Raw genomic sequence first — 25,619 nt, 5'->3', positions numbered from 1 at the left:
CGTCAATGCGCAGTAACCTATGACGGTCGCTTCGAAATGTAGCTGCGATCGAGCTCCCCGACCGAGCGGCAACCGATGAGGGCGAGCGTCCGGTCTGTTTCCCGTTTGATCATCTCGATGACGTCGCTCACGCCGATTTCCCCTCTGGCTGCCAACCCGTATAACGTGGCGCGCCCGAGCATCACGGCATGTGCCCCCAAGGCGATCGCCTTGACGACGTCAGCCCCTGTCCGTATCCCACTGTCGAGAATGACAGTCGTTCCAGAGGTGCGCTCGACAATATCCGGCAGCACATCGGCTGTCGCGGGCAGGTCGGCGAGCTGCCGGCCGCCGTGGTTCGAAACGATCACGCCGTCCGCGCCGAGCTCGACGCACCGCGCGGCATCGTCGGCCGTCACGATGCCCTTGACTAGGAGTTTGCCCGGCCATTCGTCCCGCAAACGGCGCAGGTCATCCCAACTGAAGCTCGCATCCATCTGTCTGCGAAGAATCGCTGCCTGGGAGGCCGTGTCCGATGCATCGTCCGTAGCGAAATTTCTCAACTCCGGCATGCCGTGCATCAGATAGGACCAAAGCCAACGCGGGTGCGACAGTCCATCGACGGCCGCGCGCGCACTTGCCTTGAACGGCATGGCAAAGCCGTTGCGAAGATCGCGTTGGCGAAAACCGTTGACCGCTACATCGGTGGTGAGGATCAAGGTCGAATAGCGGGCCGCGCGGGCGCGATTGACCAGGCTCTTCGCGAGGTTGCGATGAACCACATACAGTTGAAACCACAGTTCTCCGTCGGCTCCTTTTGCCACCTCTTCGATGGACATGTTGGAAGCCGTCGATAGCGCAAAGGGAATACCGGCCTTGGCCGCCGCACGCGCAAGTGCGAGGTCGCCCTTGGGCCAGAATGCGCTATTGAGACCCGTTGGTGCGATCACCAGCGGTGATGGAATCCGCTGGCCTAAAAGTTCCACCGACTGCTCTCGTATGCTGACATCCGACAGCCGACGCGGCAACAACTGCAATTTATCGAACGCCGAACGGTTGTGCCTCAGTCCCGATTCATCGTCCGCCGCGCCTTCCAGATAGTCGAACACCATTCGTGGCAGCCGCCGTCTGGCTTCGTCACGATAGTCGCTGACGGAGAAAATGCCGGGAAATCCTGTTGTCATGATTGACGTACTGTCGGAGTAGATCGTGATGCGAAGAACACGAGGCGCGCTGGAGTCCGGATTCGCGCGCCTCTGTCAAGCTGGAGCCTGAGGTCAGGCGCGATTGACGGGCGGAACATGACGACGCACGATCATCAGGCAGATAAAGACCATCGACATCGCCCCACCAAGCATGCCCAGGTACGCGGACGCTCCCCCCTGCGTGATCACGAATGCCCCGGCGAACGCGCTGAGAATCGCGCCAAGCCGCCCGAATGCAAGCGCGGACGCGGTCCCGGTCGCGCGTATCTCGGTTGGATAGACGTAGGCGCAAAGGGCATACATCGTCGACTGAACTGCGTTCACGAAGAGGCCGTGCAAACCAATTCCGAACACAAGCAACGTCGTGTGGGCAGAGACGTCGATACCGCGCAGGAAGAGCGCGCTCGCGGATGCCATCAGGCAGCACACGAGCAAAGGCCAGCGTGACCCGAACCGGCCGATTGCCACTGCGCAGCCCAGGGCGCCGATGACGCCACCCAGGTTGTAGGCGGTCAGGCCCGAACCTGCCACCGAAGGGCTGAGCCCCTCGCCTGCAAGCATCGTCGGCAGCCAGCTGAATGCGCTGTAGACCGCGATCAGGTTCATGAAGAAAGCGATCCAGATTGCAATCGTGTCACGGCCTTGATCGTCCGCGAACAGAGCACGAAAGCCCGGACGCTGTACCGCTTTCTGTTCCTTCTGATCGGCGAACACGGCGTCCGGCTGAATCGAGCGGGACATGCGGGTCAGCAGGTGACGCAGTTCGTTCCAGCGTTCGTCATGGCGGACAAGATAACGGGGCGATTCCGGCATGGCGAGATACAGCAGGAACGCCAGTGCCACGGGAAGCGTGCCGCCGATGAGAAAGAGCCCACGCCAGCCATAGTGAGGAAGCACGACGCTCGCGAACAGTCCCGCAAGCATGCCCCCCAGCGGTACGCACACGATGGTTGCTGTGACTGCGAGCGTCCGCCGGCGAGCCGGCGTAAATTCCGCCGTCATGGTCGTCGCGCTTGGCAGCGCACCACCGATACCCAGTCCCGCGAAGAAGCGCAGGATTGCAATGGTCATGACGTCCGGCGATAGCGCAATCGAACTCGTCGCCAGGCCAAATACCAGCACGCTTCCAATAATGGCCCAGCGCCGACCGAACCTGTCCGCGAAAAGGCCGGCGAACGCGCTACCGATACCCATGCCTACGAGGCCGGCAGCAACGGCGGGCGCAAATGCGTTGCGCGTAATGCCCCATTCCTTGATCAAGCTGGGAATCGCGAACCCGATGAGTTGCCCATCGAAGCCATCCATCACGATCGCGAACGCGGCGAGAAAGACGACCATTCGCTGAAACGCCGAGAACGGTCCGTCATCAAGGGTGCGGCCTATGTCGACGATCGGCAGACCGGGATTACGATCGTTCATTTCGCCCCCCCGACCAGAGCAGTGAAGCCTGAATCGCCGGCCTGGGTAATCCGTTTTCCGACGTAATGGCCCGACTCGAACTGGGTGCGATCGAGCGACCACTCAAAATTGACAATAGGCATTGCAGTCTCCTTAAGCCGATCGCTCGTCGTTACAGGAGCGAAGGCTACTCACCGGTACAGGGTTGTTGTTTTGTTCGCGCCCACGATCCAGCGGCCCGTCTCGTCCGTCGCGAACAAGACGCGCCCCGACCGTGGCAACCATCAGAACGGATAGTGACGAGGCGTCGTTTGCACGGTGATCCAGCGCAAATCGGTAAATTCCGCGATTCCCGCCTTGCCGCCGAAGTGCCCGAAACCACTGGACTTCATCCCGCCAAACGGCATTTGCGCCTCGTCGTGAACCGTCGGCCCATTGACGTGGCAAAGCCCGGACTCGATACGCTTCGCTACCGTCAACGCACGCGCGACGTCACGGCTGAAGACTGCCGCCGACAGACCATATTCGTTGTCGTTCGCGCATGCGATGGCCGCTTCGTCTCCCTCGACGCGGACGATCGCCTTGACCGGCCCGAACGACTCCTCCCGGTAGATACGCATGTCGGCCGTGACGTGATCGAGCAGCGTGGCCGGCATGAGCGTGGTCTCGGATTTTCCTCCGCAGACCAACGTCGCACCTTTCGCCAGCGCGTCGTCGATCAGGTCGTTGCACTTCCTGACGGTCGCCATGTCTACAACGGAGCCGAGCACGGCCGGGCCCTTTCTCGGATCGCCAAGCGGCAGGCTCTTCGCCTTTTCGGCCAGGCGCGCGACGAATTCGTCGGCGATGTTCGCGTCGACGACGATGCGTTCGGTGGACATGCAGATCTGACCGGAATTTGCGAACGCCCCGAATGCCGCGCCCTGAACCGCAGCGTCGATATCGGCATCGTGAAGAACAAGAAACGGAGCCTTTCCGCCGAGCTCAAGTACCGAGGGCTTCAGAAACTTCGCGCACTGGGTGGCGATGATGCGGCCGACGCGGGTCGAGCCCGTGAAGTTCACCCGTCTGACCGCGGGCTCGGCAATGAGCGCTTCGACAATGGCGCCGGCATTCGCCGGCGCATTCGTGACGAAGTTCACGACGCCGCGCGGCAGCCCGGCGTCCTGCAACGCCTCGATGATGAGGCCGTGGGTCGCGGGGCAAATTTCCGAACCCTTGAGCACGACGGTATTGCCGCAAGCCAGCGGCAACGCGATGGCACGCACGCCGAGGATGACGGGCGCGTTCCACGGTGCGATCCCGAGCACGACGCCGGCGGCCTGCCGAACCCCGAGCGCGAGATTGCCGGGCACGTCCGACGGAATCACTTCGCCCGAAATCTGCGTGATCATCGCAGCAGCTTCGCGCAATCCGTCGGCCGCAAGCTTGACGTTGAAATCGGCCCACAGGCGGGACGCGCCCGTTTCGGTCGCCATTGCCAGCGCGAAAGCGTCGCGCTTTTCTTCGAGCGCATCTGCGGCTCGATTCAGCAATGCGCGTCGCTCGCCGGGCCCCATCGCCGACCAAGCGGGAAAAGCGGCGGCGGCAGCGTGCACCGCGGCCTGTGCATCGGCGACGGTCGCGGCGGGTGCGGTCGATGCAACCGTGCCATCGAGCGGATTGCGGCGCTCGAATGTCGCCCCATCGCGAGCCATCGTGCGCTCGCCGTTGATCAACATCGATACCTGATTCATAGCCGTCTCCTGGAATATGTTTGAAAAGCCAGCCTGTCGAACCACCGACTCGCGGTCAGGCCACGACAATTTCTACAAGGCGCGTTTTGCCCGAAGACAAAGCGTCTTCCAGCGCGGACTTCAGCGACGGCGCGTCGCTCACTCGCACCCCTTCGCAACCCATGCTGTTGGCCAGAGAAACGAAATCCAGCCCCGCGAGGTCGGTGCCCTGTACCGGATCCGACGCGGAGAAGCCAAAGACGGGCGCAAATTCCTGCAAGGCGGCGTAGCGGGCGTTATTCAGGATGACAAAGGTGATCGGGAGATCGAGTTGGACCGCGCTATAGATCGCTTGGGGCGAATACATCGTCGAGCCGTCACCGATGAGGCCGATCACGCGGCTGCCGGGTTTGCCCAACGCCACGCCCACCGCGGCGGGCATGCCGTAGCCCAGACCGCCGCTTGCCATCGTGTAAAACGTCTGACTGCGCGTGAACGGCAGATAACGCTGCATGACGGGCCGCGAACTTGGCGCCTCCTCGACCACGATATCCGCTGCGTCGCGCACCTCGGAGAGCGTCTGCAACGCATACGCGACCGACATGACCGCCGTGGGCTCGGCTCGCTCGACGACCTCGCGAGGCGCCGGCAACGGCCGGCCACGCGGCGCCGGACGGGCGAGCAGGTCCGCCAGCCCCAGGCGAACGTTCGCCACCACCGACGTGCCGACCGGGGTCCACGCCGCGGTAGCCGGATCGTCGATCAATTGGTACAACGCCGCGCCATCAGGCACATGCGGCCCACTGCCTTCGACGTGATACGCAAAAGCCGGCGCCCCGACGACGAAGATCAAGTCATGCCCATCCAGAATCCGAACGATTTTTTCGCGCATCGCCGGAAGGAATCCGGCGAAAAGTCGGTGATCTTCAGGGAAGCTGCAGCGTGACGACATCGGCGCGACATAAACCCGCGCGTTGTGGCGCTCGGCGAGCTGGATGGCCTCGCTCCAGGCGTCGGCACGATCGAGTTCCGCGCCGACGACGATGGCCGGCCGTTTGCAGTTGTCCAGCGCGTCACCGATCTCCGCGATCGATGCCGGATCGGGGCGGAACCGGGTGCTGACCCGTGTCGCCTCGACGAGGTCGGCCGGCTGATCCCAGTCGTCGACCGGAATGGAAACGAACACCGGGCCACGCGGCTCCTGCATCGCCACGTGGTAAGCACGGGCGAGCGCAAGCGGAACATCCGCGGCACGAGCCGGTTCGATGCTCCACTTCACATAGGGCCGCGGCAACTCGGTTGCTTGCGATGCCGACAGAAACGGATCGAACGGCAGAATTGAACGGGCCTGCTGGCCGGCAGTAATGATCAGCGGCGTCCGGTTCCTGAAAGCCGTGAATATGTTGCCCATCGCGTTGCCGACACCGGCCGCCGAATGCAGATTGACCAGAGCGGCATTGCCGGTCGCCTGGGCATATCCATCCGCCATACCGACGACGACGGCTTCCTGCAATCCCAGCACGTACCGGAAGTCCTCCGGGAAGTCGCGGAACATGGGCAGCTCGGTCGAGCCGGGATTGGCAAACACCGACGTCATGCCGAGGCGCCGCATCAAGTCCACGACGGCATCGCGAACGGTCGGCTGCCCACTTGTGTTTCGTTGCATCTCGAGTCCTCTGCGGTTCGCCACTCAGGCTGGCGGTGATTGGATGAGCCGCAGTATGGGATTCGATGCATTGTTTGAAAATTGCCAAAATTGCTCAAAGTCATTACTTTCTGGCATGGGTCCATCGGGCTGCCGGATGCGTCCATTCCGCCCGGAAGCCTTGCGGGTCAAGGCCGTACGCCGTCATCGCCGGCTCTGCGGCGGCCGCGGTGAGCGGCCATGGCGATCCCGTTCAGGGAAGACACCTAGTACCGGACAACTCGGGACCTTGTTCGGTTCCTTTAGCCCCTTTCAACGGCCGAGCGGCCGTCGCGGCTGAAACAAGCGGCAGCGTGACGCTGATCGACGCGGCCATGACAACTGCGCCGGCGCACGCTCGCGTGTCCCGCGCCGGCTTCACCCGGGCGGGCCGCCTACGCGTCGGTCCAGGCGCCGGTGCCCTGCCGATACTGGATCACGCCGCTGTTGAGCCGCACCTGCAGGTTGCCGTCCGGCAACTGCACCCAGGTCGTCATGTCGAGGCCCTGCATCAGCCCTGCGAAGAAATCCCGCCAGCGAAACGGCATTGTCGTTCGCCGCGCTGTTCGGCCGCCTCGACATGCTGCCGGTGCTCGTCGGCCGTGGCGCGAACCCGGATCACGTCGATGCGCTCGGCCGCACCGCACTGCAGAACGCCATCCTGCAAGGCAACGACGCCGCGGTTGCGGCGCTAGAAAAGGTGGGCGCGACGCCGAATGCCGATGTGACGTTGCGAGCGAGGCCGTGACCGCTCGAGCTTGCCCTCGAGGTTGACTGCCTGTCGATCGTCGTGCGGCACAAGGTCACGAAGGCACACGTTCCGGCCTTAACACCGGAGCCGGCTTGCCGGCGCGTCGGTCATGCCGCTGATCGTCGCGCCTCGCGCCCTTCCCGCCGGCCCTCACGCGCGCTGGCACAGCCATCCGGAAGCCGCCATCGTCTCGACATTGCCCGCGTTCGTCATGCTGATTTCGAACAGATCGCGGCCGGGCATCACCGGTATCTGCACGGTCATCCCGCAGCGGTCGTCGGCCAGCGGCTTCAACAACTGGTAATTGAAGTGGGCGCCGCCGCTGGTGCTGTAAGCGAACAGGACATAGCCCGGCAACGCGTCGAGGCTGCCGAGCGACACCCGCAGCTTGCCGCCCGAGAACACCGACTGCGCCGATTCGTTGATCACGTTCCACGACGTGTTCACACGCGCCTGCCAGGCGGCGCCGAGCTGCGGCAGCACCGGCAATTGCTGTGCATACGGCGTGACGCGGAACACATAGCCCGAGCCGTCGACCACACGCTTGGTCAGATACCGATTGCTCACCGCGTTGCCCGCGTCGTCCGTGCCCGGCAGGATATCGAACCGGTACGACACGGTATCGCCGTCGCTCCACCACCAGCCGTCGCTGCGATACACGTACGGCGCGCTGTTCGAGCCGGCGTCCGTCCACGCCGTGCCGTTCCATTGCGTCAACGCCAGGCTGCCGTCCGCGTTCACGACGACCTGCATCGGCGCCGATTCGTTGCCGTAGACGCCGCCGACGGCGGAAACGTCCGGCGACGCAGCCGCCGGCGGTGCAGCGACATTCACCTTCGCGGGGGCCCCGGCGATGCTGCCGTCTTCCTGCAACGCCTGCAGCAGGATCGCGGGCGCGATGCCGGCCGCGTCATAGCCGGTGCTGCCGGTGATCATCAGCGCCATTTGCGCCGCCGGCAGCACGTAGAAATGGCTTGAAAAGAACTGCGTGCCGCCGCTCTTGTACGCGCCGGCGGCGCCGGCCGCGCGCAGGACCGGATCGTCGACGTCGTCCCAGCCGAGACCATAGGCATACGAGTAACCGAGGCGGGTCGACTTGATCTGCCACCGGTCGGTCTGGTCCGTCAGCATGTCGGCGATTCCGGCCGCCGACGCGATGCGCCGCCCCTGGAACACGCCGTTGCCGATGAACAGTTGCGCGAGGTTCATCATGTCGAGCGGCGTCGTCGACAGGCCGCCGGTGGCGTACGGATTCGCGAATTCCTGCCCGTACTGGATGCCGTTCGCGTACGCCAGCGCGAACTGGCCGCTCGTCGGCACGCTGGTCAGGAAGCCGGAATTCGTCATGTTCAGCGGCGCGAGAATGTCGCGCTGAACGAAATCGGCGAAGCTCAGCCCGGTGACTGCCGCGACCACCAGCTCGAAGATCGTGAAACCGTCGTTGCAGTACACCGCGAACTGGCCCGGCGGATGATTCAGGTGTTCGTTGGCGAGCACCTTTTGCGCGGTCGCCGCATAGCCCGGAATCGGCGCATACGAGAACATGTCGTCGACGTTCTGGCCGGGCAGCCCGGACGAATGCGACAGCAGATGACGCGACGTGATCTGCGCATACTGCGGCGACAGCATGGTGAACGACGGCACGTACCGGACGATCGGCGCGTCGAGGTCGATCAGCCCGCGATCCTGCAGGATCACGCCGGCCAGCGCCGCGATCACTTTGGATACCGAACCGATGTTGTAGCGCGTCGTCGGCGTGGCGGCGACCGCCGGGTTGATCGACGCATTCCCGAACGCCTGCGCCCACACGACCTGATTGCCCTTGAGCAACGCGACCGAGATGCCCGCGAGGTTCCGCGGATGGGCATCGAGCGCGGCCTGGATCGTTTGCCGCCCCGCCGCGATGGTCGCGTCGTAGGTCGACCGCTGAATCGTGTCCGCGCCGCCGCACCCGGGCAGCATCGCGGACAACAACCCCGCGCCCGCGTATTCGAGGAATTGCCGGCGGCCGGCGCTGGATGGCGCCGCATCGTGGCGCCGGTCGTGTGGATCGCGTGTGTGAGCCATATCGCCTTCTCAGGAAACCTGCTGTGCGGCACGCCGCGCATCGCGCGTCGTCAGGGAACTGCCGTCGGGACTCCAGCCGGGCGGCCGGATCAGATACTGGATCGCGGTGTGCAGGCTGTCGGCTTTCGCGAGGTCGCGCGCGATATTGCGCCACTCGTAGAACGCGATCCTGAACGGATTGTCGGTGCCGATGCTCGACGTCAGCCCGTAGTGCGGCGTGAATCGCTCGGGCGTGTACGAGCGGAACAGCCGATCCCAGATCATCGTGGTGCCGGCGTAGTTGGTATCCAGATAGTCGAAATCGCTGCCGTGATGGACGCGATGCTGCGACGGCGTGTTCAGCAGCGCCTCGAACCAGCGCGGCATCTTGCCGATCGCTTCGGTGTGGATCCAGAACTGGTAGATCAGGCTCACCGACTGCATGAACAGGATCATCTTCGGATGGAACCCGACCCACGGCATCCACGCCCAGAACAGGAACGATCCGGTGATCGTGCCCGTCCACGTCTGGCGCAGCGATACCGACAGGTTGTATTGTTCCGACGAATGGTGGACCGAATGCGACGCCCAGAACCAGCGCACCTCGTGACTCAGGCGGTGGAACCAGTAGTAGCTGAAATCGTCCGCGAAGAAGCACAGCACCCACGCCCACCAGACGTTCGTCGGGATCGTGAAGAGCCGGTGCGCGTACACCCAGCTCAGCACCGCCAGCACCAGCCCGCCGGTCAGCACGCTGGCGACGAATGCGCCGGCCGCGAGCGCGAGGTTCGCCAGCGTGTCGCGGGTCCGGTACAGCGACCGGCCGAGCACCGCCGCGAGTGCGATTTCCACGGCGATCAGCACCGCGAAGGCCGGGAACGCGGCCACCATGATATTGGGCAGATTGTCCATCACCGTTGCGCTCCAGGCAGGCGGGGGGCGAGGCCGCGCCATGACCGTTCAAGGATTCGACCGCGAGAGGCCGGTCGGCTCATGCGCAAGGCGAGCGCGATTCAGGGTGCAGGCACGGCACCCTGTCGCGTTGCTTTCAGAAAGGACGACGCCTGGAACAGGATCGGCCGCACTGCGACCGATCCTGTTCCGCGGCATCAGGCCGTGCCGGCGCCGTGCCGATTCGATCGGACGTGCGGCCTGAACCGTAGGTTGGTCTCCCCGGCTGTCCTGCCTTCTTCGCTACCCCGCGCGACTGTTTTTTACGATTGCCAGCAGGTGCGAAGGTACTGCACCCGTTTCGTTTGGGAAATACCGCAGATGCAGTAGTGCCGTCGCCGCTGCGCCGGCCGCGCCGGCTGCCGTCGCGAACGCGTCGCATTCGCGTGCGGGTGCCGAGCGGGCGCGGTGCGATGACATCGCGGCGCCGTCACGCCGTCACGCCGGCGCGTCGATCAAGGTCTGCATTTCCTGCGGGTCGAGCGGCTTGTGCATCACGCTGAAGCCGCTCGACGAAGCGGCATGGATGCCCTCGGGCGACGTATCGCCGGTAATGATGATGGCCGGAATCTCGCGTCCGATGACGCGGAACACCCGGTGGACGACATCGGCGCCGGTCACGTGCCCCGCCAGCCTGAAGTCCGTCACGATCATGTCCAGTTCGGCGCGCCGCGGCGCGGCAAGCTCGATCGCACGCTCCAGCGATGGCGCGGCGATCACGGTATGCCCCCAGGTCTGAAGCAGCGTCTGCATGCCGGCCAGCACGTCGCGATCGTCGTCGACGACGAGGATGGTCTTGCGCGCCTGCCCGCGCCCTGCGCCCGCACGCTCGCCCGACGGGTGCGCGCCGGTGGCGTGCGACGGGGCATGGTCGGCCATGGCCAGCCGCACCGAGAACAGCGAGCCGCGGCCCGCGGTCGAACGCACCTGCACGCTCGCATCGATCAGCGCCGCCGTGCGCTGCACGATGGCGAGCCCGAGGCCCAGCCCCTGCTCGCGGTCCCGCGCCGCGTTGCCGATCTGGTAGAACTCCCGAAAGATGTGCGGCAGTTGATCGCCTGCGATGCCGATGCCGGTATCGAAGACCTGGATCTCGACGTCGGTGCCGCGACGCCGGCAGGCCAGCAGGATGCCGCCGCGCTGCGTATAGCGCACGGCATTCGACAGCAGGTTCGACAGGATCGTGTGCAGCAGCACCGCATCGGTTTCCAGCCAGATCGAGGTCGGCCGGATCCTGAGCGTCAACCCCTTGGCCTGCGCGGCCTGGCGAAACTGGCTGTCGAGCGCGTCGAGCGCCTGCTGCAGCGCGAAGCGGCGCGGCTCGACATCGATCACGCCCGCGTCGAGCCGGGAAATGTCCAGCAACACGTTCAGCAATTGCGACATGCCTTTCAACGCGGTGCGGAGCCGTTCGGCGATGTCGTCGAGAGCGGTTCCGTCGACGCTCGGCGCGCGCGCCATCGCCCGCAGCGTCGCGATGTAGAGGCCGAGCGCATGCGTCGGCTGACGCAGGTCGTGGCTGGCGGCGGCCAGGAATTGCGATTTGCTTCGATTGGCGAGTTCGGCGCGCTCCTTCTCCTGCGTCAGTTGCCGGATCAGGTCGACGTTCTCGAAGCGCAGCGACACGGCATCGCGCACGGTACGCTGCAGCGTCCGGCTGAAGGCGAGATTGACCGCGAGCAGGAACAGCGACAGGAAGCCCAGCACCGAAAACAGCGCGCTGCCGTACGCGAACGAGCGGATCGCGAACGGCAGCACCGTCGGCAACGCATAAGCCACGTAGGTCGGCCACCACGACGAGAGCGACGCCACCGAGCCGCCGGTCATGCCGGCCAGCACGATGCAGATCAGCGCGGTCACGATCGTGTTGTCCGGCGAAAAGAACAGCACGCCCATGGCGCCCCACAGGCAGCCGGACACGCCCGCGAACACCATGTATTTCCGCGCGCGGCGCGTGGCCGTCCCGGCAGGATGTTCGCCTGCGCGGCGATCGCGCCAGACCATGGCGGTACGGATCGCGGTCAGCACGCAGATCGCCGCGGCCCACGCGAGCAGCGCATGCCGCGACACCTCGTTCCACAACAGAAAGGTGGTCAGGCTGACGACGGCGATGTTGCCGAACAGGATCGGCGGAGACTGTCGGTACAGCGTATTGACCAGTTCCAGCTGCACGTCGGCACGGTATTCTTGCGCTATCCTGTTTGCCATTTCAAAATCGCGTAGCGGATCCGGCGTTGAACGGAGCGGGCGTCGATCTCGCCCGCCGCGTGACACGTCGCAACGGGGTTGCATCGTATTGTCGCAAAGGAACGAGCTTCCGGGTGCGCCGGGAGAAGGCGAAAGAAAAATGAAAAAAATCGTGCTTGCCGAAGATCACGCCATCATTCGCGACGGGCTGAAGTTGCTGCTGAAGACGCGAGCGAACTGGACCGTCGTGGGGGAGACCGGCGACGGCCGGATGGTCGGTCGGCTGGTGTGCGATACGCAGGCCGATTTGCTGTTGCTCGATCTCGATCTACCCGGCTTCCCCGGCATCGAACTGGCGAAGCAAGTCAAGACGCAATCGCCGCAGACCAGGATCCTGGTCGTCACGGGCAATCAGAACCCGGCGACGGTCCGGGCGGCCGTGGCGATCGGCGTCGACGGCTACATGCTCAAGCACGAAGACGGCGACGAGCTGCTGCGTGCCGTCGCGCTGGTGCTGTCGGGCATCCGCTATGTCAGCGACTCGCTCGCCCATGTCCTCGAGCACACCGCCGCCGCCGTGCCGCCGGTGACGGCCCGGGAGAAGGAAATCCTCGTGCTGATCGCCAACGGGCACTCGAGCAAGGACATCGCCATCAAGCTGAATCTCAGCGTGCTCACGGTACGCAAGCATCGACAGAACCTGATGTCGAAACTGGCGCTGCACAACGTCGCCGAAGTGATCGCGTATGCGCTGCGCGACGGCCTGACCGTGCTGCCGCGGTCCGACGATGTCGGCGCGGAGGCAATCCTGCGCTGACGCGCGGGCCGGCGACGACGACGCATGCATGCGCGTCGTGGCGCGCCCGCCCGTCGCTCGTCGTCACGCGCGACGCGTCGCTTGCATCCGCCCTGCACACGTTCCGCGCGCCGCCCCCGTCACCCGACCACGACCTGCTGCCCCGGATCGATCTCGCCCGGCTTGCTCGCCAGGTTCCGGTTCAGTTGCAGGATCTCGTTGAGCGCGACGTCGATCCGCTGACCGTCCGACATCCGCTGCTGCTGGTCGGCCGGCACGTGTGCCGCGGCAAGCAACGATCCTTCGTGACTTTGCGCGATCGTCCACAACGAATCGCCGGCCGCCACGGTCACCGTCAGCGGTGTGGGCGCGGGGCTCGGTGAACCCGTCGAAGGCTGCGCCGGTTGCGATGGCGTACCCGACGGCTGCGCACTCGCCGACGCCGATGCCGTCGCCGATCCCGACGGTGTTGCCGACGCATTCGGCTGCACCGGTGCGCTCGTCGTGCCGGGCGACGGCGCAAACGACGCACCCGGCGTCGGCGCCCCGGCACTCGAACCCGACGGTTTCGGCGACGAACCCGGCGCCTTGTGCTGATCGTCCGACGCGGTTGCCGACGTGTACAGGCTGATCCCCTGCATGATCCCGAAGATCGCCACGGGCGCCAGCGCGATGCCGGTCGGCAAGCGCTCCATCCACGGCGTCGCGTTCGGGAAATGCGAATGCAGCCGCCCGGCGCCGAGCAGCGCGCCGGACATCGCGGTCAGCGTGCCGGTCACCGGATCCACGGTCAGCGCGGTATGCACGCCGGTTGCGATGCCGACCGCCGAGGTCAGGTAGTCGCCGGTCGCGCTCGCGATCCGCGCCAGCTGGCTGCGGTTCTCGGCATTCACGCCGCGCAGGCTGCCCTTGTAAACGATGCCGGTATAGACGGCGCTGAACGCGCCGCCGATCGCCTGTCCGCCGGCCAGCAGGTCGCCGTGCGTGATCGCCCTGAACGCATTCATCGTGATCGAACCGCCGTAGCCGCCGAGCGCCAGCACGCGACCGACGCGGCCGACCGAATGGCGCGGGCTGCCGTGATGCAGCAGCTTCAGCGACGTCCCGCCGACCACGCCCTGCATCTGCGCGAGCATGTCGGCGGCGATCGCCTTCGTATGCGTGACGGTATCGTCGAACGACAGCATCCCGTCGTCGTTCAGCGCGCGCAGCTGGGCGGCCATCGCCTTGCCTTCGTGCGCGATCTGCTCCAGCTGCGCGCCGCGTGCGTCCACGTCGAAGCCGTTCGCCTTCAGTTGTGCCTGCAGCCCGCGCACGAGCCGGTCGACGACGCGATCGAACACGCGCGGATCGCCGTTCTTCAGGCTGGCGACCGCGCCGTGATGCAGCGCCTGGAACACGCGCCCGACCCGCAGGCCCGCATACAGCGAGTTCGTCGCGGTGCGCACCGACTCCCGGCCGACCGCGACGAGCACGCCCGCGCCGGCGCCGCCGGTCACGGTGGCCGCCGCGATGTCGCCGGCGATCCGCCTGGACGATGGCGGCGGCGTGTTCTCGCCGATCGGTTCGTCGTGCACCCGCAGCGCATGCAGTTCCGCCTGCGCGCGCTTCGCGTCGGGAATGTCGACCTTCGCGAGCTGCGCCGCTTCCCGGCGGCTCGTGCCGATCGGCTTGGTGCCGTCGTTGATCAGCGCCGGATCGTGCACGACCGCGCGCCAGTGGTCGAGCGGGTCGGCGGCGGCCGGCCGCTTGCCGGTGGTCACCCGGTCGGGCACGCCGGCGCCGTAGTCGGCCAGCCAGCGGCCGCCGAACCTGCGTGCGCCCTCGTCCGTCCCGGTGCGCGGCGGGTTGCCGTCGGCGTCCCACAGCGGCATCGCATGCTCGATCGTCGCCTTGCGCGCCTGGTTCAGCCAGACGGTCGTGTTGCCTTCGTAGAGCTTCTGGCGCAGCGCGGCGATGTCCGCGGGCGTCATGCCGTCCGCGGCGCCGAGCCGCTCGACTTCCGCGAACAGCAGCTGATGCTGGTTCGCCAGCGTCTGCCGGTCGACCCGCTCGAACACGCGCGTGAGCGCATCGGCGCCATGCAGGCGATCGATGATCCCGGGCCGGTTGCGGTTCTCCACGATCAGCTTGGCGAGCGCGCCGGTGAGATCCTGGTTGCCGATGAAGTCCGCGCCGTGGGTGCCGTACGACAGCCCCATGTGCACCCATTCGAGCCCCTTGCGCTCGAGCACCGCGCGCAGCAGCTTCTCGTGTCCGCCGCCCGGCACCGATTCCGGCACCGCGTCCCAGCCGTGGAACGTGATCATCACGTTCGGCGCCTTCGTGTCGGGATGCGCGTTCGACCAGCGTTCGAGGGCGGTCATCACACGCACGTAATCGTGATACGTGTCGTTGGTGCCCGACTGGAACCGGTAGTCGGCGCCGGACACGAGCGCGCGCGACGGCGCCGTCTCGAGCCGGATCGCGAAACCGGTGCGTGCGGCCTCGTCGAGCCAGCGATGCAGATGCGCGAGATCGTCGAGCGCGAGCGCCTTCCCGTCGGAGCCCGGGGCCGGATGGATCATCCCGTTCTCGCCGTCGAACACCGCATGCTTCTGGTCGCCGAGCGCGCGCACCGCGCGCAGGAAATCCGGATCGTGCGCCTTGCCGAGCACCGCCGCGAGCGAATGCGGATCGATCACGAGCGTGACGACCGGCATCACGCCGCCATACCGCTCGACCAGCGCGCCCATCAACGCCGGATCGTCACTCAGCGAGAACGAGCGCGCCATCGGAACCATGCGATCCTGCAACGCTTCGCTCGAGCGCGTGAAGATCTGCCGGATCCGCTTGTCGGCGACGGTCGCCGCGCCCAGGTTGCGCGTCCGCGCGCGCAGCTTGCCCGGCACCGGCAGGAACCGCGATGCGGACGTCGACACGTCGCGCGCGACGTACAGCTTGTTGAGCAGCGTGCGCCACATGCCGACGTCGACCATCACGGCCTGCGGCTCGCCCTTCAGCACGAGGTTCACGTCGCCGGGCCGCTGCGCCTGCTTGTTGTACGCCTCGATCTGCTGGTGCGTCGCGAAATACTGCTCGGGCTTCGCCGCGCCGTGGCGCAGGCTGAACTCGACGGAGGTCGCCGACGACAGCCCCGGCTGGTACGGCTCGATCGACAGCGGCTCGGGTGCGGTGCCCTTGCTCCCCAGGCGCCGCAAGTCGGCGAGCACCTCGTTGTAGCCGTGCCGCGTGCGCGCCGCGAGCGCGCGGAACGGCGCCGAGTGCAGGCCGCGCGCTTCCGCCGCCTTCCATTGATCGTGCAGCGCCTTCGCGCGCGCTTCGAGCGCGGCGACGCGCGTCGGCCGCGCGCTGGTCAGGAAATCGCGCGGCGACAGTTGCGTGAGCAGGAAATGCACGTCCGTGCCGAAGCGATCGTTGCCGATCGGCATGGCGTCGAGCGGCACGCCCGGATGATTCTTGTTGCTGACCTGCGGGATCTTGTCGAACCAGCGCATCTCGCCATCGCGCTCGGCGATCACGCCGAGTGGATCGCCGAGCGCCTCGGCCACCGCGCCGTCCGTCCTGAACACGTAGATCACGTGGCGGCCGCCGTCCAGCGCGCCGTTGCGGATCGCGGTCAGCAGGTGCGACACGCTGTTGCCGCTGAAGTCGACCGCGTTGAGCGCGGACTTGTCCGACGGCAACAGATGCGGATCGACCGGCGCCAGCGGAGCGGCGTTCGCGTCGTCGCCCTGCTCCGCGCGCGCCAGCGGCCGGCGCACCGGCACGATCGACTGGAACAGGTCGCCGGCCGAGCGGATCGGTTTCTTCTCGACGGCCGGCGCTGCCTTCGCCGGCCGGAACCCGCCGATGCGGTCGACGGTGGCCGGCGCCACGTCGCTGACGACGAAGCGGATCCCGCGGCGCGGCGACCGGCCGACCGGAATGCCGCCGCGGCGGCGGCGCCGGAACACCGTGCGCAGATCCTGCTCGGGGATCTCCGTATCGCCGAGCGACGCCTTTTCGAAATATTTCCACTCGTGATTCGTGTTGCGTTCCGCATGGCCGAGCACCTTGCCCGTCTCGTCGTCGACCACGTGAATCCAGCGCTGCGCGCCGGAGACCGCACGCACGGCCTGGCGCGGCCGCTTGAAGACCGGCGCATCCTGCAGCTTCGACACGTCGCCCGCGAGCGTCGTCTCGATCGCATGGCCCGACGCCGTCACGTCCCACGACGTCTTGCCGTCCGGCGTCTCGATCTTCGACGGGCCGCCGAACGCCACCAGTTCGTCGTGCGCGACCGGCGACACATGGAAATCGAACTTGCCGCGTGCACGTCGGCCGCCGCTATTGGCATTTTCCAGCGCCTTGGTAAGCGCGGGCGGCACGCGCTTGCCGTCCAGCATCCGCACCGGGCCGAGCGCGCCGTTCGCGTCGGTCTCGAGCACCGCGACGAAGGCCGGCGGCGTGTAGGCCGCGGCGCCGTCGGGCGGCGTGTGATGCGCGGTGACCAGCACATGCGCGTTGGGGCCGAGCTGCCGGGCGAGTCCGTCCAGCGTGGGCGCATGCCGGCCGTCGACACGCTTGAGCGTGCGGCGGCCGAGGGTGTCGAGCCAGTCGGCGGCGCGCGCCTGATGTTCCGCCTCGACCGCGGCGGCACCCTGCGGCGCGGCCGGGGCGGCTGAATGACCGGAAACAGTGGCCGGCGTCGCCGCGGCGGACGGGTTGCTTGCCGGGTCGCCGGCCGCGCTCGCCAGACGGCCGGCCGGCCCCGCGTGGCCGAACCTCGGCCAGGTCGGGTTGCCGTCGACCGCGCCGAGCGCGCGCGTCCCGCCGGCATGCACGGCCGCATAGCCTTCCGGCAAGCCGGAACGATCGACGCCGACGAGCCGGTACGACACGTCGCCCGTCGCCGCATCGCGGGTGCGCACGACGTACATGTCGACGCCGGCCGGCTTGAACAGCGAGCCGCCGTCGGGCGTGGCGATGCGCAGCGCACTCGCCGGATCGTGGCCGAGCGCCGACAGCAGCACGACGTCGGCCGGTGCGGCGGCCTCGACCGCGGCCAGGTGCGCGGTGGTGCTGGCCGCGACGCGTTCCGCCGGCGTCAGGTCGCCCTGCGCGAACGCGGTGTCGTCCGGCAGCGCATCGGCCGGCACGTACGCGTGATTGCGCGGCCCGGCTTGCGCCGCATCGAGCGCCTGCCCGAGATCGTCGTGCGCGACCGTCGTCACGCCTTCCGGCAACGCGCGCCGCGCTTCGGCGGCCGTGCGGCCCGTCGCGTGCGCTGCCGACGCCGCGGCGTCCGGCACCGTGCCGCTGAACCGGAACCAGCCCGCCTCGGGATCGAGCGCGCCGAAATCGGTGCCGCTGCCCAGCACGATGCTGCCGTCGCCCGTCACGAATTCGACGCGCAGGTTCGTCAGGCCGGCCGCGTCGAACGCCTGCATCACGTCGTCGATCACGCGGGTCGGCTCGGGGCCGTCGAGGAAATAGCTCGGCCAGTGCTGGCTCACGGTGCCGCCGGCCTGCGTCACGCGCGCGGCATCGCCGATCACGCCCGGCCGGTCGGCCAGCGCGCTGCGGAACGGATGGTCGAGCGTGACCGATTCGAACGTGCCGTCCGGAATCGGCGTGAAGTCGTAGCCGGGATCGGCGAACGTCGGATCGGGCACGCGCGGCACCGTCGGACGCGCCGGCCGCTCGGCCCGTGGCGGCGGCGCCGTATGCGCGGCGCTCGGCGCCGGTTCCGCGTCCGGTCCGGCGGGCAGTGCCGGGCGGCCTGCCCGCGCGGGATCGCCGACGAAGCGCTGCATCGGCAGGCGATCGCTGTCGACCTCGCCGGTCCGGCGCGTCACGCGCACGGTGGCCGAGCCGTCCGGCTTGACGAGCAGGATGTCCTGCGGCGCCCAGACCGACGTCGGCCGCCCGGTGAGTTCGGACAGGCGCTGCGCGAGCGCGGCCGCGAACGTCCCGCTCGCGGCCCGCACCTGGCCCGGCGCGACGCGCAACGGATCGTGCTTGTCCGACCCGCCGAAACAGGAATACAGCGTCACGTCCTGCCCCGCCTCGAGCTGCGGCGCGACACACTCGGCCACCTCGTCCGGCGTCACCGGCCGTCCGTCCGGGCCGAGCATCGCATCGGCCGACATGCCGTGTCCGAACACGACGTGATGGCCCGGCGGCGACATCAGCCCGCGCGCGCCGACCGGATGCAGCGGGTCGCCGGCCGGCATCAAAAGCGTGTCGGCCGGACGCAGGAATTCGGGGTGCTGCGTCGCGTCGACGCCGGTCACGTCGTCGAAGCCCGGTTGCAGTACCGACTCGCCGCGAATCGTCGTCGTCATCACGCCGTCGTTGGCGATCGCGCGGTCCGTATAGACGCGGCTGTTGTTCCGGTACGTCTTCTGCGGAATCCCCGACAGGCCGTCGTCGGCTTCGGCCTCGGCGGCCTGCTCGGTGCGCGCGGCCCACTCGTCCGCCGTGAAAATCTGCCCCGGCGCGACGTCGACGACCGGAACCGGCTCGTCGACGGGCGGCTCGCCCGCATCCGGCTCCGGTGCGAGACGCGGATGCGCCGGGAGCTGCGGCTGGGCCGGCCCATGTGCCGTCGCGCCCGGCCGCGCGGCATCGCCCGGCGTGCCGGTGTTGCCGCGCGGCCCGCTGTCGGCGTCCGGATCGATCTGCGCGTCGATCGGGCGCACCGGTTCGACCGGCGCGCCGTCGTACCCGTGCGCCACCGTGCCCGGCACGGGTTCGCCGCGCCGGGCGAACACCAGCGGCGGTTCGCTCGCGTCAGGCGCCTCCGGGACATGCAGGTAGAGCCGCGTCGACACGTCCGGATCGTGCGCCGGCACGACGATGTCGTCGCTGTTCGGGTGCAGTTCCAGCGCACCGGTGCCGCGTATCGAATTGGACGCGATCGAAGCGATCACGGGCACCTGAAGTTCATACGCGAGCTCCTGCGCGAACGGGTAGCCGCCGGAGCCGAGATAGCAGCCGGTCAGCAGCACGCCGTTGCCTTCCGTGTAGGCAGGATCCTCGAGCAGGCTGCGCGCGAATTCCCTGGGCGACATCGTGTTGCCGTCTTTCGTGATGGCGATCGCGCTGTCCCAGCTCACGTCGCGCGGCTTCGTGCCATGCGATTCGGCGATGTCGAAGCCCGACACCTTCAGGAACTGCCGTGCGGTCGCGTGGCCCAGCAGGTTCACGACATTCGAGCCCGGCACCGGCCGCAATTCCAGCGGATTGACGCGAACCGGCTGCGCGCGGCCGGGCGAGAACTTGCCGTTCACGTCGGGTTCGATCTGGAAGCGCGCGAGCCGGCGCCCCGGATCGGGGATCGCGCGCCGCCAGCCGGCCGCGTCGTCGTCGCCGAGCCGGCCGAACACCGGCGCCTGGATCAGGTCCGCGAACTCCTGCAGCAGTTCGGGATCGGCGCCGCTGTGCGGCCCCTCCAGCGCGATCGGCGTGCCCGGCGTATAGCCTTTCCACGCCAGTTCCTCCAGCGCGTGGGTCATCTCGAGCGCGCTCGCCGGGCTGCGGCTGCGCGGATTGATGACCGCGCCGCCGCGATTCGTCAGCACGCGCCAGACGTAGACACCGAGCGGCACGCGCGCGTCGCCCGACGCGCCGCTGGCGCCCCAGCGATTCGACACCGGGCGCGGCGCCACGGTGCTCCAGTCGACCGCGTGCGCGCCCTGGTCGATGACTGCCAGCGCCGGCGAGAAGCGGTAGGTGCGCGGCGCATGCTGCACCGAATGGTCCGGCTTCCCCGCGAGACTGGGGGCGCCGGGCTCCACCACGATGCCGGTCGTATAGCCGGAGTCCGGGCTGCCGTCGCTGCGATAGCGCGGCGAACGCCACGCGACGAAGCCGCTTGCGCCGTACACGTCCACCCCCAGCACGTTCGCGAGCAGTTGCGCGAGCGGGCTCACCCGCGTACCCGCGCCGCATGCATAGAGGATCACCGGCGATTTGCCGTCCCAGCCGCTCTGGCGCACCAGCTCGGCCAGGTCCTCCGCGCTCATCGGCTTGCCGGTCGCGCTCGCGAACGCGTCGGACCACGCATGCGCGTACACCGCGAAGTAGCCGGGCGGCACCGGCATCAATGGCCGCTCGCCCGCCGGCAGCCGGTTCTCGGGCTGGTCCGGATGGTTCGAATAGATCGCGAGGTCGGCTTCGCGGCGCGGATACGCGCCCCATTGCGTTTCGTCCATGCCGGGCGGCGCGTTGATCACGTCGACACGCCGGCCGTCCTCGCTGCGGATCAGCGGCTTGGCGGGATCGAACCCGCGCGGGTACATCACGCGCAGCGTGCGATCGTACGCGTCGTTCATCGACAGCATCAGCGCGTCGCCGGCGTCGTTTAGCCCGACCCGGGCGACCACCGCTTCGGGCGGCACCGTACCGTCCGCGGCGAGCGCGCCGTGGTCGACCAGCGCGACCTGGTAGCGGCCCGCCGCCACGCCGCCGCGGGCGACCATCATCGCGTCGTGGAACGACGCGTAACGCGTGACGCCGATCGTGCCGTCCTCGCTGGAGGCGGCGGCCGCGAGCTTCACCGGATCGTCCCCGGCCGCCGCGCGCCGCGCGTCCGCGTTCGCCGCCCGGATGTCGTCTCCCAGGTTGCCGCGTTCGGTCGACGGGAGTCCGTCTTCGTCCGGCTTGCGCACGTTCCCTTCGCCGTCCTCCAGCGCGTACACGTAGTATTCGACGTCCTCGAGGCGGTTGCCGCCGTCGAGAATCGACCCGACCACGCCGGCCAGCGCGTCCGGATCGGCCGCCACATGCGCGGGAATGGGCCACGACGCGGGGCGTCCCGCCGTGGCCGGCGTGCCGGCCCCGGCCGGCGTCGCATCATCGCCCGCGATCGCGGCGGCAACGGCCGGCGTCGCTTCGCCGTCGATCCCTTCGGCATCGGGCGCGAGCCGCAGCAGGATCGCGTCGCCGTCGTCCGGCGTGCCCTGCGTGCGGCGCGCGCGCAGCCACGCGGTGAAGCGCGACCGCAGCCCGCCTTCCGCCGGCGACACCGGCTCGCCGTCGCCGACGGGCTCGCCGAAACTGGCCGCCTGTTCCTCGGCGTGCTGCCACGGGTTGCCGATCTCGCCGACCGCGAGGCGCTGGTTCGCCAGCCCGTTGGCGAACATCGCGTTCGCCACGTCGATCGTGATCGGCCGCTGCGTCGCCGGCGGGGCCGGCGTCTTCGTGATCGCCCGAATCGGCCGTTCCATCAGCGTATGCGAGCCGAGGCCCATCTGCGCGACGCCGATCCCGAGGTTCAGCAACTGCTGCGCGCGATCGGAATCGGACATCGCGTCCCAGTTCTTCACGAGCGACACGCCCTGGTCGACCATCTGATAGCCGCCGATCGCGCCGCCCGTGACGTTGAGCACGCCGGCCGTGCGGCCCGTCGTCTGCGCGACCGACTGGAACGCGTCCGCTTCCTGCGCGAAACGGCCGAGACCGGCCACGTCGGCCGTCACGCCCTCGCCGCGCGATGCCAGCGTGACCATGTCCGAGACCTGGCCGGTCGTGCGCAGCAGCGACGACGCCTCCGCGAGCGACTTCGCCGCGACGCCGAGCCCGCCGCCCGCGATGCCCGCGCCGCTGCCGATCAGGCTGATCCAGTCGCCGCGCGCCTGCGCATTGCCGAAGCCGATCGACTGCCCGTGCTCGCTCAGATTGTTCAGGTCGCCGATCGCGGCCGGCACGCCGACCGCCATCCCGGCGCCGACCGCGGTCCACGCGGCGCCGAGCATCAGGCCGCCGACCGGCGCACCGATGCCGCTCGCGACCAGCACGACACCGCCGGCCGCGGCGAGAATCCCCGTGCCGATCTCGAGATAGTGTTCGACGTGCTGGTACCACTCCGTCTTGTGCGCGTCGATCGATTCGTATTGAGAGTAGCCGCCGGACGCCGCGCCGTTCGTCAGGCTCTTCGGCACGTACAGCTTGCCGTCGTCCGACAGCGCGTTGTTGTGCTGGTAGTCGTCGACGGTGTCGTACTTCCAGCCGCGATCGTCGATCAGCTTGAACTGGTCCGGATGGTTCGCGACCTGCACCTTGAACAATGCGCTCGGCGCGGTACCGGTCCCCTTCGACACGTAGTAGATCGGCACCAGCGACACGACCGCGTGGTCGCCGCCGACCTTGCGGATCTGGTCGACGACGGTCTGGATCATCTGCGTCGCCGCCGAATTCCTCGCGTACAGCGACCGACTGTTGACCGCCACACCGTTCTGCAACTGCCCGTTGCCGACGATCAACTGCTCGAGCATCGCCATCGACGGCACGTCGTTGCGGTCGGTCGGCGTCGCGGCCGGGTCGTCCGGCTGGATTCCGAGCCCCGCGCCGACGAAGTTCGTCATCTGGTCGGAGCCGGTGGCGAACGTGTAGGACTTGTCGTCGAAGTTCTTCTGGAAGTCGTCGAAATACGCCTTCAGCTGCTTGTCCGGATCGGCCTGGAACAGCTTGTAGCTGGCGTTGGCGGCGTCCTTGTTCTGCTTGTTCTGCGCACTCTTGGTGCCCTGGTCGTAACGCAGCTGGAAGTCGTTCGCGAAGCCCGCCTGGAACCGGTCGTCGTTCTGCATCTTCGACAGCAGCGCCTTCGACAGCGCCGGATCGACACCCGACGACAGCGCCTCGCGCACCGTGTCGAAACCGTAGCCGGTGTTGCTGCCGCGCAGCGTGTAGATCAGCGTCTTCGCGTTGCCCTTGTCGTTAAGCAGCCAGTTCGCGACGTCGTCCTCGCGCCGCACGGGCACGCCGCTCGCGGTCGGTTGCTGGTCCGCCAGCCCGACCGCCTTGCTGAGCCCCTTGTAGAACTCGGTGCCTTGCCCGTACGGCTGCGGCGTGCCCGTGTTCGTCTGCATCCACTTGTTGCCGAAATCGTGCTCGACGGTGTCGAGCACGACGCCCGCGAACTCGGGCGGCGCATTGTTCAGGATGTCCTGCATCCACTTGCCGGCCTTGTCGGCGTTCATCGTGTCGTCGTAGCGCGCACGCATGCTCGCCTGATCCGTTGCATCCGCATCGGGCTTCTGCATCAGCGGATCGATCTGCGTATGGATGAACTTCGCGTCGAAATGCGGCTGGCCGGCCTGGGTCCACAGCGCCTGGCGCTCGTCGAGCGAGAACGACGCGTCCATGTTGGTCTTCAGCATCTGGAGCGCCGCGCCGGGATTGCTGCCCGGGCCCTGCATCAGCTGCGCGACCTGCTGCTTCGTGTACTGCAGCCGCACCTCGGGCGCCGCCGCAAGCAGCGTCTGGATCTTCTGGTAACCGGGATTGTTCTTGCCCGCCTGCGCCTGCGCCATCGCGTACGCGAACACGCCGCCCGCCTGGTCGATCTGCGCGTTCAGCGCCTTCGCGTCCGCGTCGCTCTTGCCGTCGGTGCTCACCGGAATGCCCGTCAGCTTGACGAACGCTTCCGCGAGCGGATTCTGCTGCGCGAGCGCCTTCTCCTGCGGCGACAGCTTCGGATCGTTCGGATCGACGGTCACACCGGTGTCCTGCAACAGCGCGAACGTGACCGGATCGGATTGCGCGAGCTGCTTCATCTGCGGCGACAGCGACGGATCGTCGGGATTGATCGTCGCGATCGTGCGCTTGAGCTGGCTTTCCTCGCCCAGCGCGTCGACGAGGCCGGTGTACCACATGCCGTCGTGATTCTGCTTCACCGACGCGACGACCTGCTTCTGCTCGTCGGCCGTCACGTAGGTCAGTGCGGTGTCGTCGCCGCCCATCACGACCTTGTCGTACTGGCTCTGCGCCTGCGCCAGCGCCTGCGTGACGTCGGCCTCGTCGGCACGGCGCAATCCGCCCGGCTCCTTCTGCCACGCCGCGTAGTCGGCCTTCGCGTCGTTCAGGCGCAGCGTCGCGGCCGACGTGCTGTACTCGTGGCGCAACGCGGTGGTGAGGGCCGTGTAGGCGTTGTTGGCATTCGTGTCGGCCGTGCCGGCCGCCTGGCGAAGTTGCACGCCGGTGTCGGGATCGGCGCGCCGGATTCCGCCCGGCAGCGCGTCGTACTGCTTCACGTCGGCGTTCGCGGCCTGGTCCTTCTGCATCGCCAGCGCGAACTGGAACGCCTTCACGTTGGTCGCCCGCTCGGGCGCCGATTCGGCCGACACCGCCTTTTGCGCATCGTCGAGCACCGAGCCGAGCACCGGATCGTTCGGCGTCGCATTGCGCAGGTCCGAGGCCACGCCCGCGATCGCCTTGTTCGTGTCGCCGCCGCCGTCGGCCGCGACGCGCATCTGGTTCTCGACGGCCGCCTGCACCGAGCCCCATGCCGCTTCGGCCTTCTTCACCTGGTTGTCGAGATCGGCCTGCGACGCGCCCTGGTCGTGCAGGCGCTTGAGCGTCGCCATTTCGGCCTGCGCGAGCTGCAGCAGGCGCTGCGTCTCGGCCTGGGCGGCCGCGAGGGCCTGCTGTTCCGGCGTCTGCGCCGGCGGGGTGCTGCCGGCCCCGTTCGTCGGTGCCGGATCGTTGTCATCCTGCGGCTGCGGCACGTTCACCGGTCCGCCCCCGCCCACAGCCATCAACACCATGTCCGTTCTCCCGCGGCATGCGTGACGTGCCGGCACAGCGGCAGGCGGGCCACGCGCAATGGTCCATTGTGCCGAACGGGCGCACGTGAAAAAGCCGCGCATTACGTAGTCACCGGGCCGGTTGCGGCAGCGCGGGAAGACCCGCGCTACGAACGCAATCAACCCGATGCCGCCATCCGGTCCTTGCCGCTTCGGGCGGAAAATTTTGCTCGCTGCCGCGCATCGGGTCAGAAATACACGATGCCGCCGACCGGCGGCACACGCCTTTCGCGACGCGTCACCACCCCGCCGCCCTCCGCCGCCTGCTCCTGACCGCGCCGATGCTCACGCTGAACCGCCCCGGCGCTGCCGAATCGTTCCGCATGCGCGACGGC

At 67.9% G+C, this 25,619-nt stretch carries 11 protein-coding genes and 1 pseudogene; 2 read left to right on the top strand and 10 right to left on the bottom strand.

Translation table 11 applies throughout. The annotated features are described in order from the left end of the window. Nucleotides 1-17: 17 nt before the first annotated feature. The 6 genes from DID98_RS00110 to DID98_RS35660 all read right to left on the bottom strand — a co-directional run bounded on the left by DID98_RS00110 (nucleotide 18) and on the right by DID98_RS35660 (nucleotide 6,529). Nucleotides 18-1,163, bottom strand: a complete 1,146-nt coding sequence (locus tag DID98_RS00110) for an alpha-hydroxy-acid oxidizing protein (RefSeq protein ID WP_124484764.1) — start codon at nucleotides 1,161-1,163, stop codon at nucleotides 18-20. Between the two features lie 93 nt (nucleotides 1,164-1,256). Beyond that, the gene (locus DID98_RS00105) at nucleotides 1,257-2,603 is read right to left on the bottom strand and encodes an MFS transporter (protein ID WP_124569952.1); all 1,347 of its coding nucleotides are present in this window, start codon (nucleotides 2,601-2,603) and stop codon (nucleotides 1,257-1,259) included. Further along, complete coding sequence (locus DID98_RS36120; RefSeq protein ID WP_260428021.1) at nucleotides 2,600-2,725, bottom strand: hypothetical protein; 126 nt, start codon at nucleotides 2,723-2,725, stop codon at nucleotides 2,600-2,602. Before DID98_RS36120 ends, DID98_RS00105 begins: the two co-directional genes overlap by 4 nt. A 141-nt stretch (nucleotides 2,726-2,866) precedes the next feature. Then, complete coding sequence (locus tag DID98_RS00100; protein WP_124569950.1) at nucleotides 2,867-4,318, bottom strand: aldehyde dehydrogenase; 1,452 nt, start codon at nucleotides 4,316-4,318, stop codon at nucleotides 2,867-2,869. A 55-nt stretch (nucleotides 4,319-4,373) separates the two neighbouring features. Beyond that, nucleotides 4,374-5,963, bottom strand: a complete 1,590-nt coding sequence (mdlC, locus tag DID98_RS00095; RefSeq protein ID WP_124569948.1) for a benzoylformate decarboxylase — start codon at nucleotides 5,961-5,963, stop codon at nucleotides 4,374-4,376. Between the two features lie 413 nt (nucleotides 5,964-6,376). After that, entirely contained in the window at nucleotides 6,377-6,529 is a 153-nt protein-coding gene (locus DID98_RS35660) for a hypothetical protein (protein ID WP_185640814.1), read from the bottom strand. On the opposite strand from DID98_RS35660, the pseudogene DID98_RS00090 reads away from it, so the two are divergent. Next, nucleotides 6,508-6,729: pseudogene (locus DID98_RS00090) on the top strand (ankyrin repeat domain-containing protein); the annotation flags it as partial. The gene DID98_RS35660 and the pseudogene DID98_RS00090 overlap by 22 nt on opposite strands. Nucleotides 6,730-6,882: 153 nt before the next feature. Here the strand turns inward: DID98_RS00090 and DID98_RS00085 are convergent. From DID98_RS00085 to DID98_RS00075, 3 genes are all read right to left on the bottom strand, one after another. Then, on the bottom strand, nucleotides 6,883-8,799 hold the full coding sequence (locus DID98_RS00085; RefSeq protein WP_124569946.1) for a serine hydrolase: 1,917 nt from the start codon (nucleotides 8,797-8,799) through the stop codon (nucleotides 6,883-6,885). A 9-nt stretch (nucleotides 8,800-8,808) separates the two neighbouring features. Further along, nucleotides 8,809-9,690 carry a sterol desaturase family protein gene (locus DID98_RS00080; protein WP_124569944.1) on the bottom strand — a complete coding sequence of 294 codons (882 nt, stop codon included), beginning with the start codon at nucleotides 9,688-9,690 and terminating at the stop codon, nucleotides 8,809-8,811. 477 nt (nucleotides 9,691-10,167) lie between these two features. Further along, on the bottom strand, nucleotides 10,168-11,937 hold the full coding sequence (locus DID98_RS00075; RefSeq protein ID WP_124569942.1) for a hybrid sensor histidine kinase/response regulator: 1,770 nt from the start codon (nucleotides 11,935-11,937) through the stop codon (nucleotides 10,168-10,170). 88 nt (nucleotides 11,938-12,025) lie between these two features. Between DID98_RS00075 and DID98_RS00070 the strand changes: the two genes are divergently transcribed. Beyond that, nucleotides 12,026-12,733 (top strand): response regulator transcription factor, encoded by a 708-nt coding sequence (locus DID98_RS00070; RefSeq protein WP_260428020.1) that lies wholly within the window; start codon nucleotides 12,026-12,028, stop codon nucleotides 12,731-12,733. A 119-nt stretch (nucleotides 12,734-12,852) separates the two neighbouring features. On the opposite strand, the gene DID98_RS00065 is transcribed toward DID98_RS00070, so the two are convergent. Continuing rightward, the gene (locus tag DID98_RS00065; RefSeq protein ID WP_124569941.1) at nucleotides 12,853-25,245 is read right to left on the bottom strand and encodes an LWXIA domain-containing protein; all 12,393 of its coding nucleotides are present in this window, start codon (nucleotides 25,243-25,245) and stop codon (nucleotides 12,853-12,855) included. Nucleotides 25,246-25,619: the final 374 nt, after the last annotated feature.

The organism is Burkholderia sp. Bp8984 (assembly GCF_003853755.1).
Lineage (GTDB): Bacteria > Pseudomonadota > Gammaproteobacteria > Burkholderiales > Burkholderiaceae > Burkholderia.
Note: the sequence above shows the minus strand (reverse complement) of the source record. Positions and strands in the feature narration are given on the sequence as shown.

Excerpts from the sequence above, each read along its gene's own strand:
- DID98_RS00110 (WP_124484764.1), bottom strand. The coding sequence starts at position 1,163 with ATGACAACAGGATTTCCCGGCATTTTCTCCGTCAGCGACTATCGTGAC.
- DID98_RS35660 (WP_185640814.1), bottom strand. The coding sequence starts at position 6,529 with ATGCCGTTTCGCTGGCGGGATTTCTTCGCAGGGCTGATGCAGGGCCTC.
- DID98_RS00100 (WP_124569950.1), bottom strand. The coding sequence starts at position 4,318 with ATGAATCAGGTATCGATGTTGATCAACGGCGAGCGCACGATGGCTCGC.
- DID98_RS00075 (WP_124569942.1), bottom strand. The coding sequence starts at position 11,937 with ATGGCAAACAGGATAGCGCAAGAATACCGTGCCGACGTGCAGCTGGAA.
- mdlC (WP_124569948.1), bottom strand. The coding sequence starts at position 5,963 with ATGCAACGAAACACAAGTGGGCAGCCGACCGTTCGCGATGCCGTCGTG.
- DID98_RS00105 (WP_124569952.1), bottom strand. The coding sequence starts at position 2,603 with ATGAACGATCGTAATCCCGGTCTGCCGATCGTCGACATAGGCCGCACC.
- DID98_RS00085 (WP_124569946.1), bottom strand. The coding sequence starts at position 8,799 with ATGGCTCACACACGCGATCCACACGACCGGCGCCACGATGCGGCGCCA.
- DID98_RS00065 (WP_124569941.1), bottom strand. The coding sequence starts at position 25,245 with ATGGTGTTGATGGCTGTGGGCGGGGGCGGACCGGTGAACGTGCCGCAG.
- DID98_RS36120 (WP_260428021.1), bottom strand. The coding sequence starts at position 2,725 with ATGCCTATTGTCAATTTTGAGTGGTCGCTCGATCGCACCCAGTTCGAG.
- DID98_RS00080 (WP_124569944.1), bottom strand. The coding sequence starts at position 9,690 with ATGGACAATCTGCCCAATATCATGGTGGCCGCGTTCCCGGCCTTCGCG.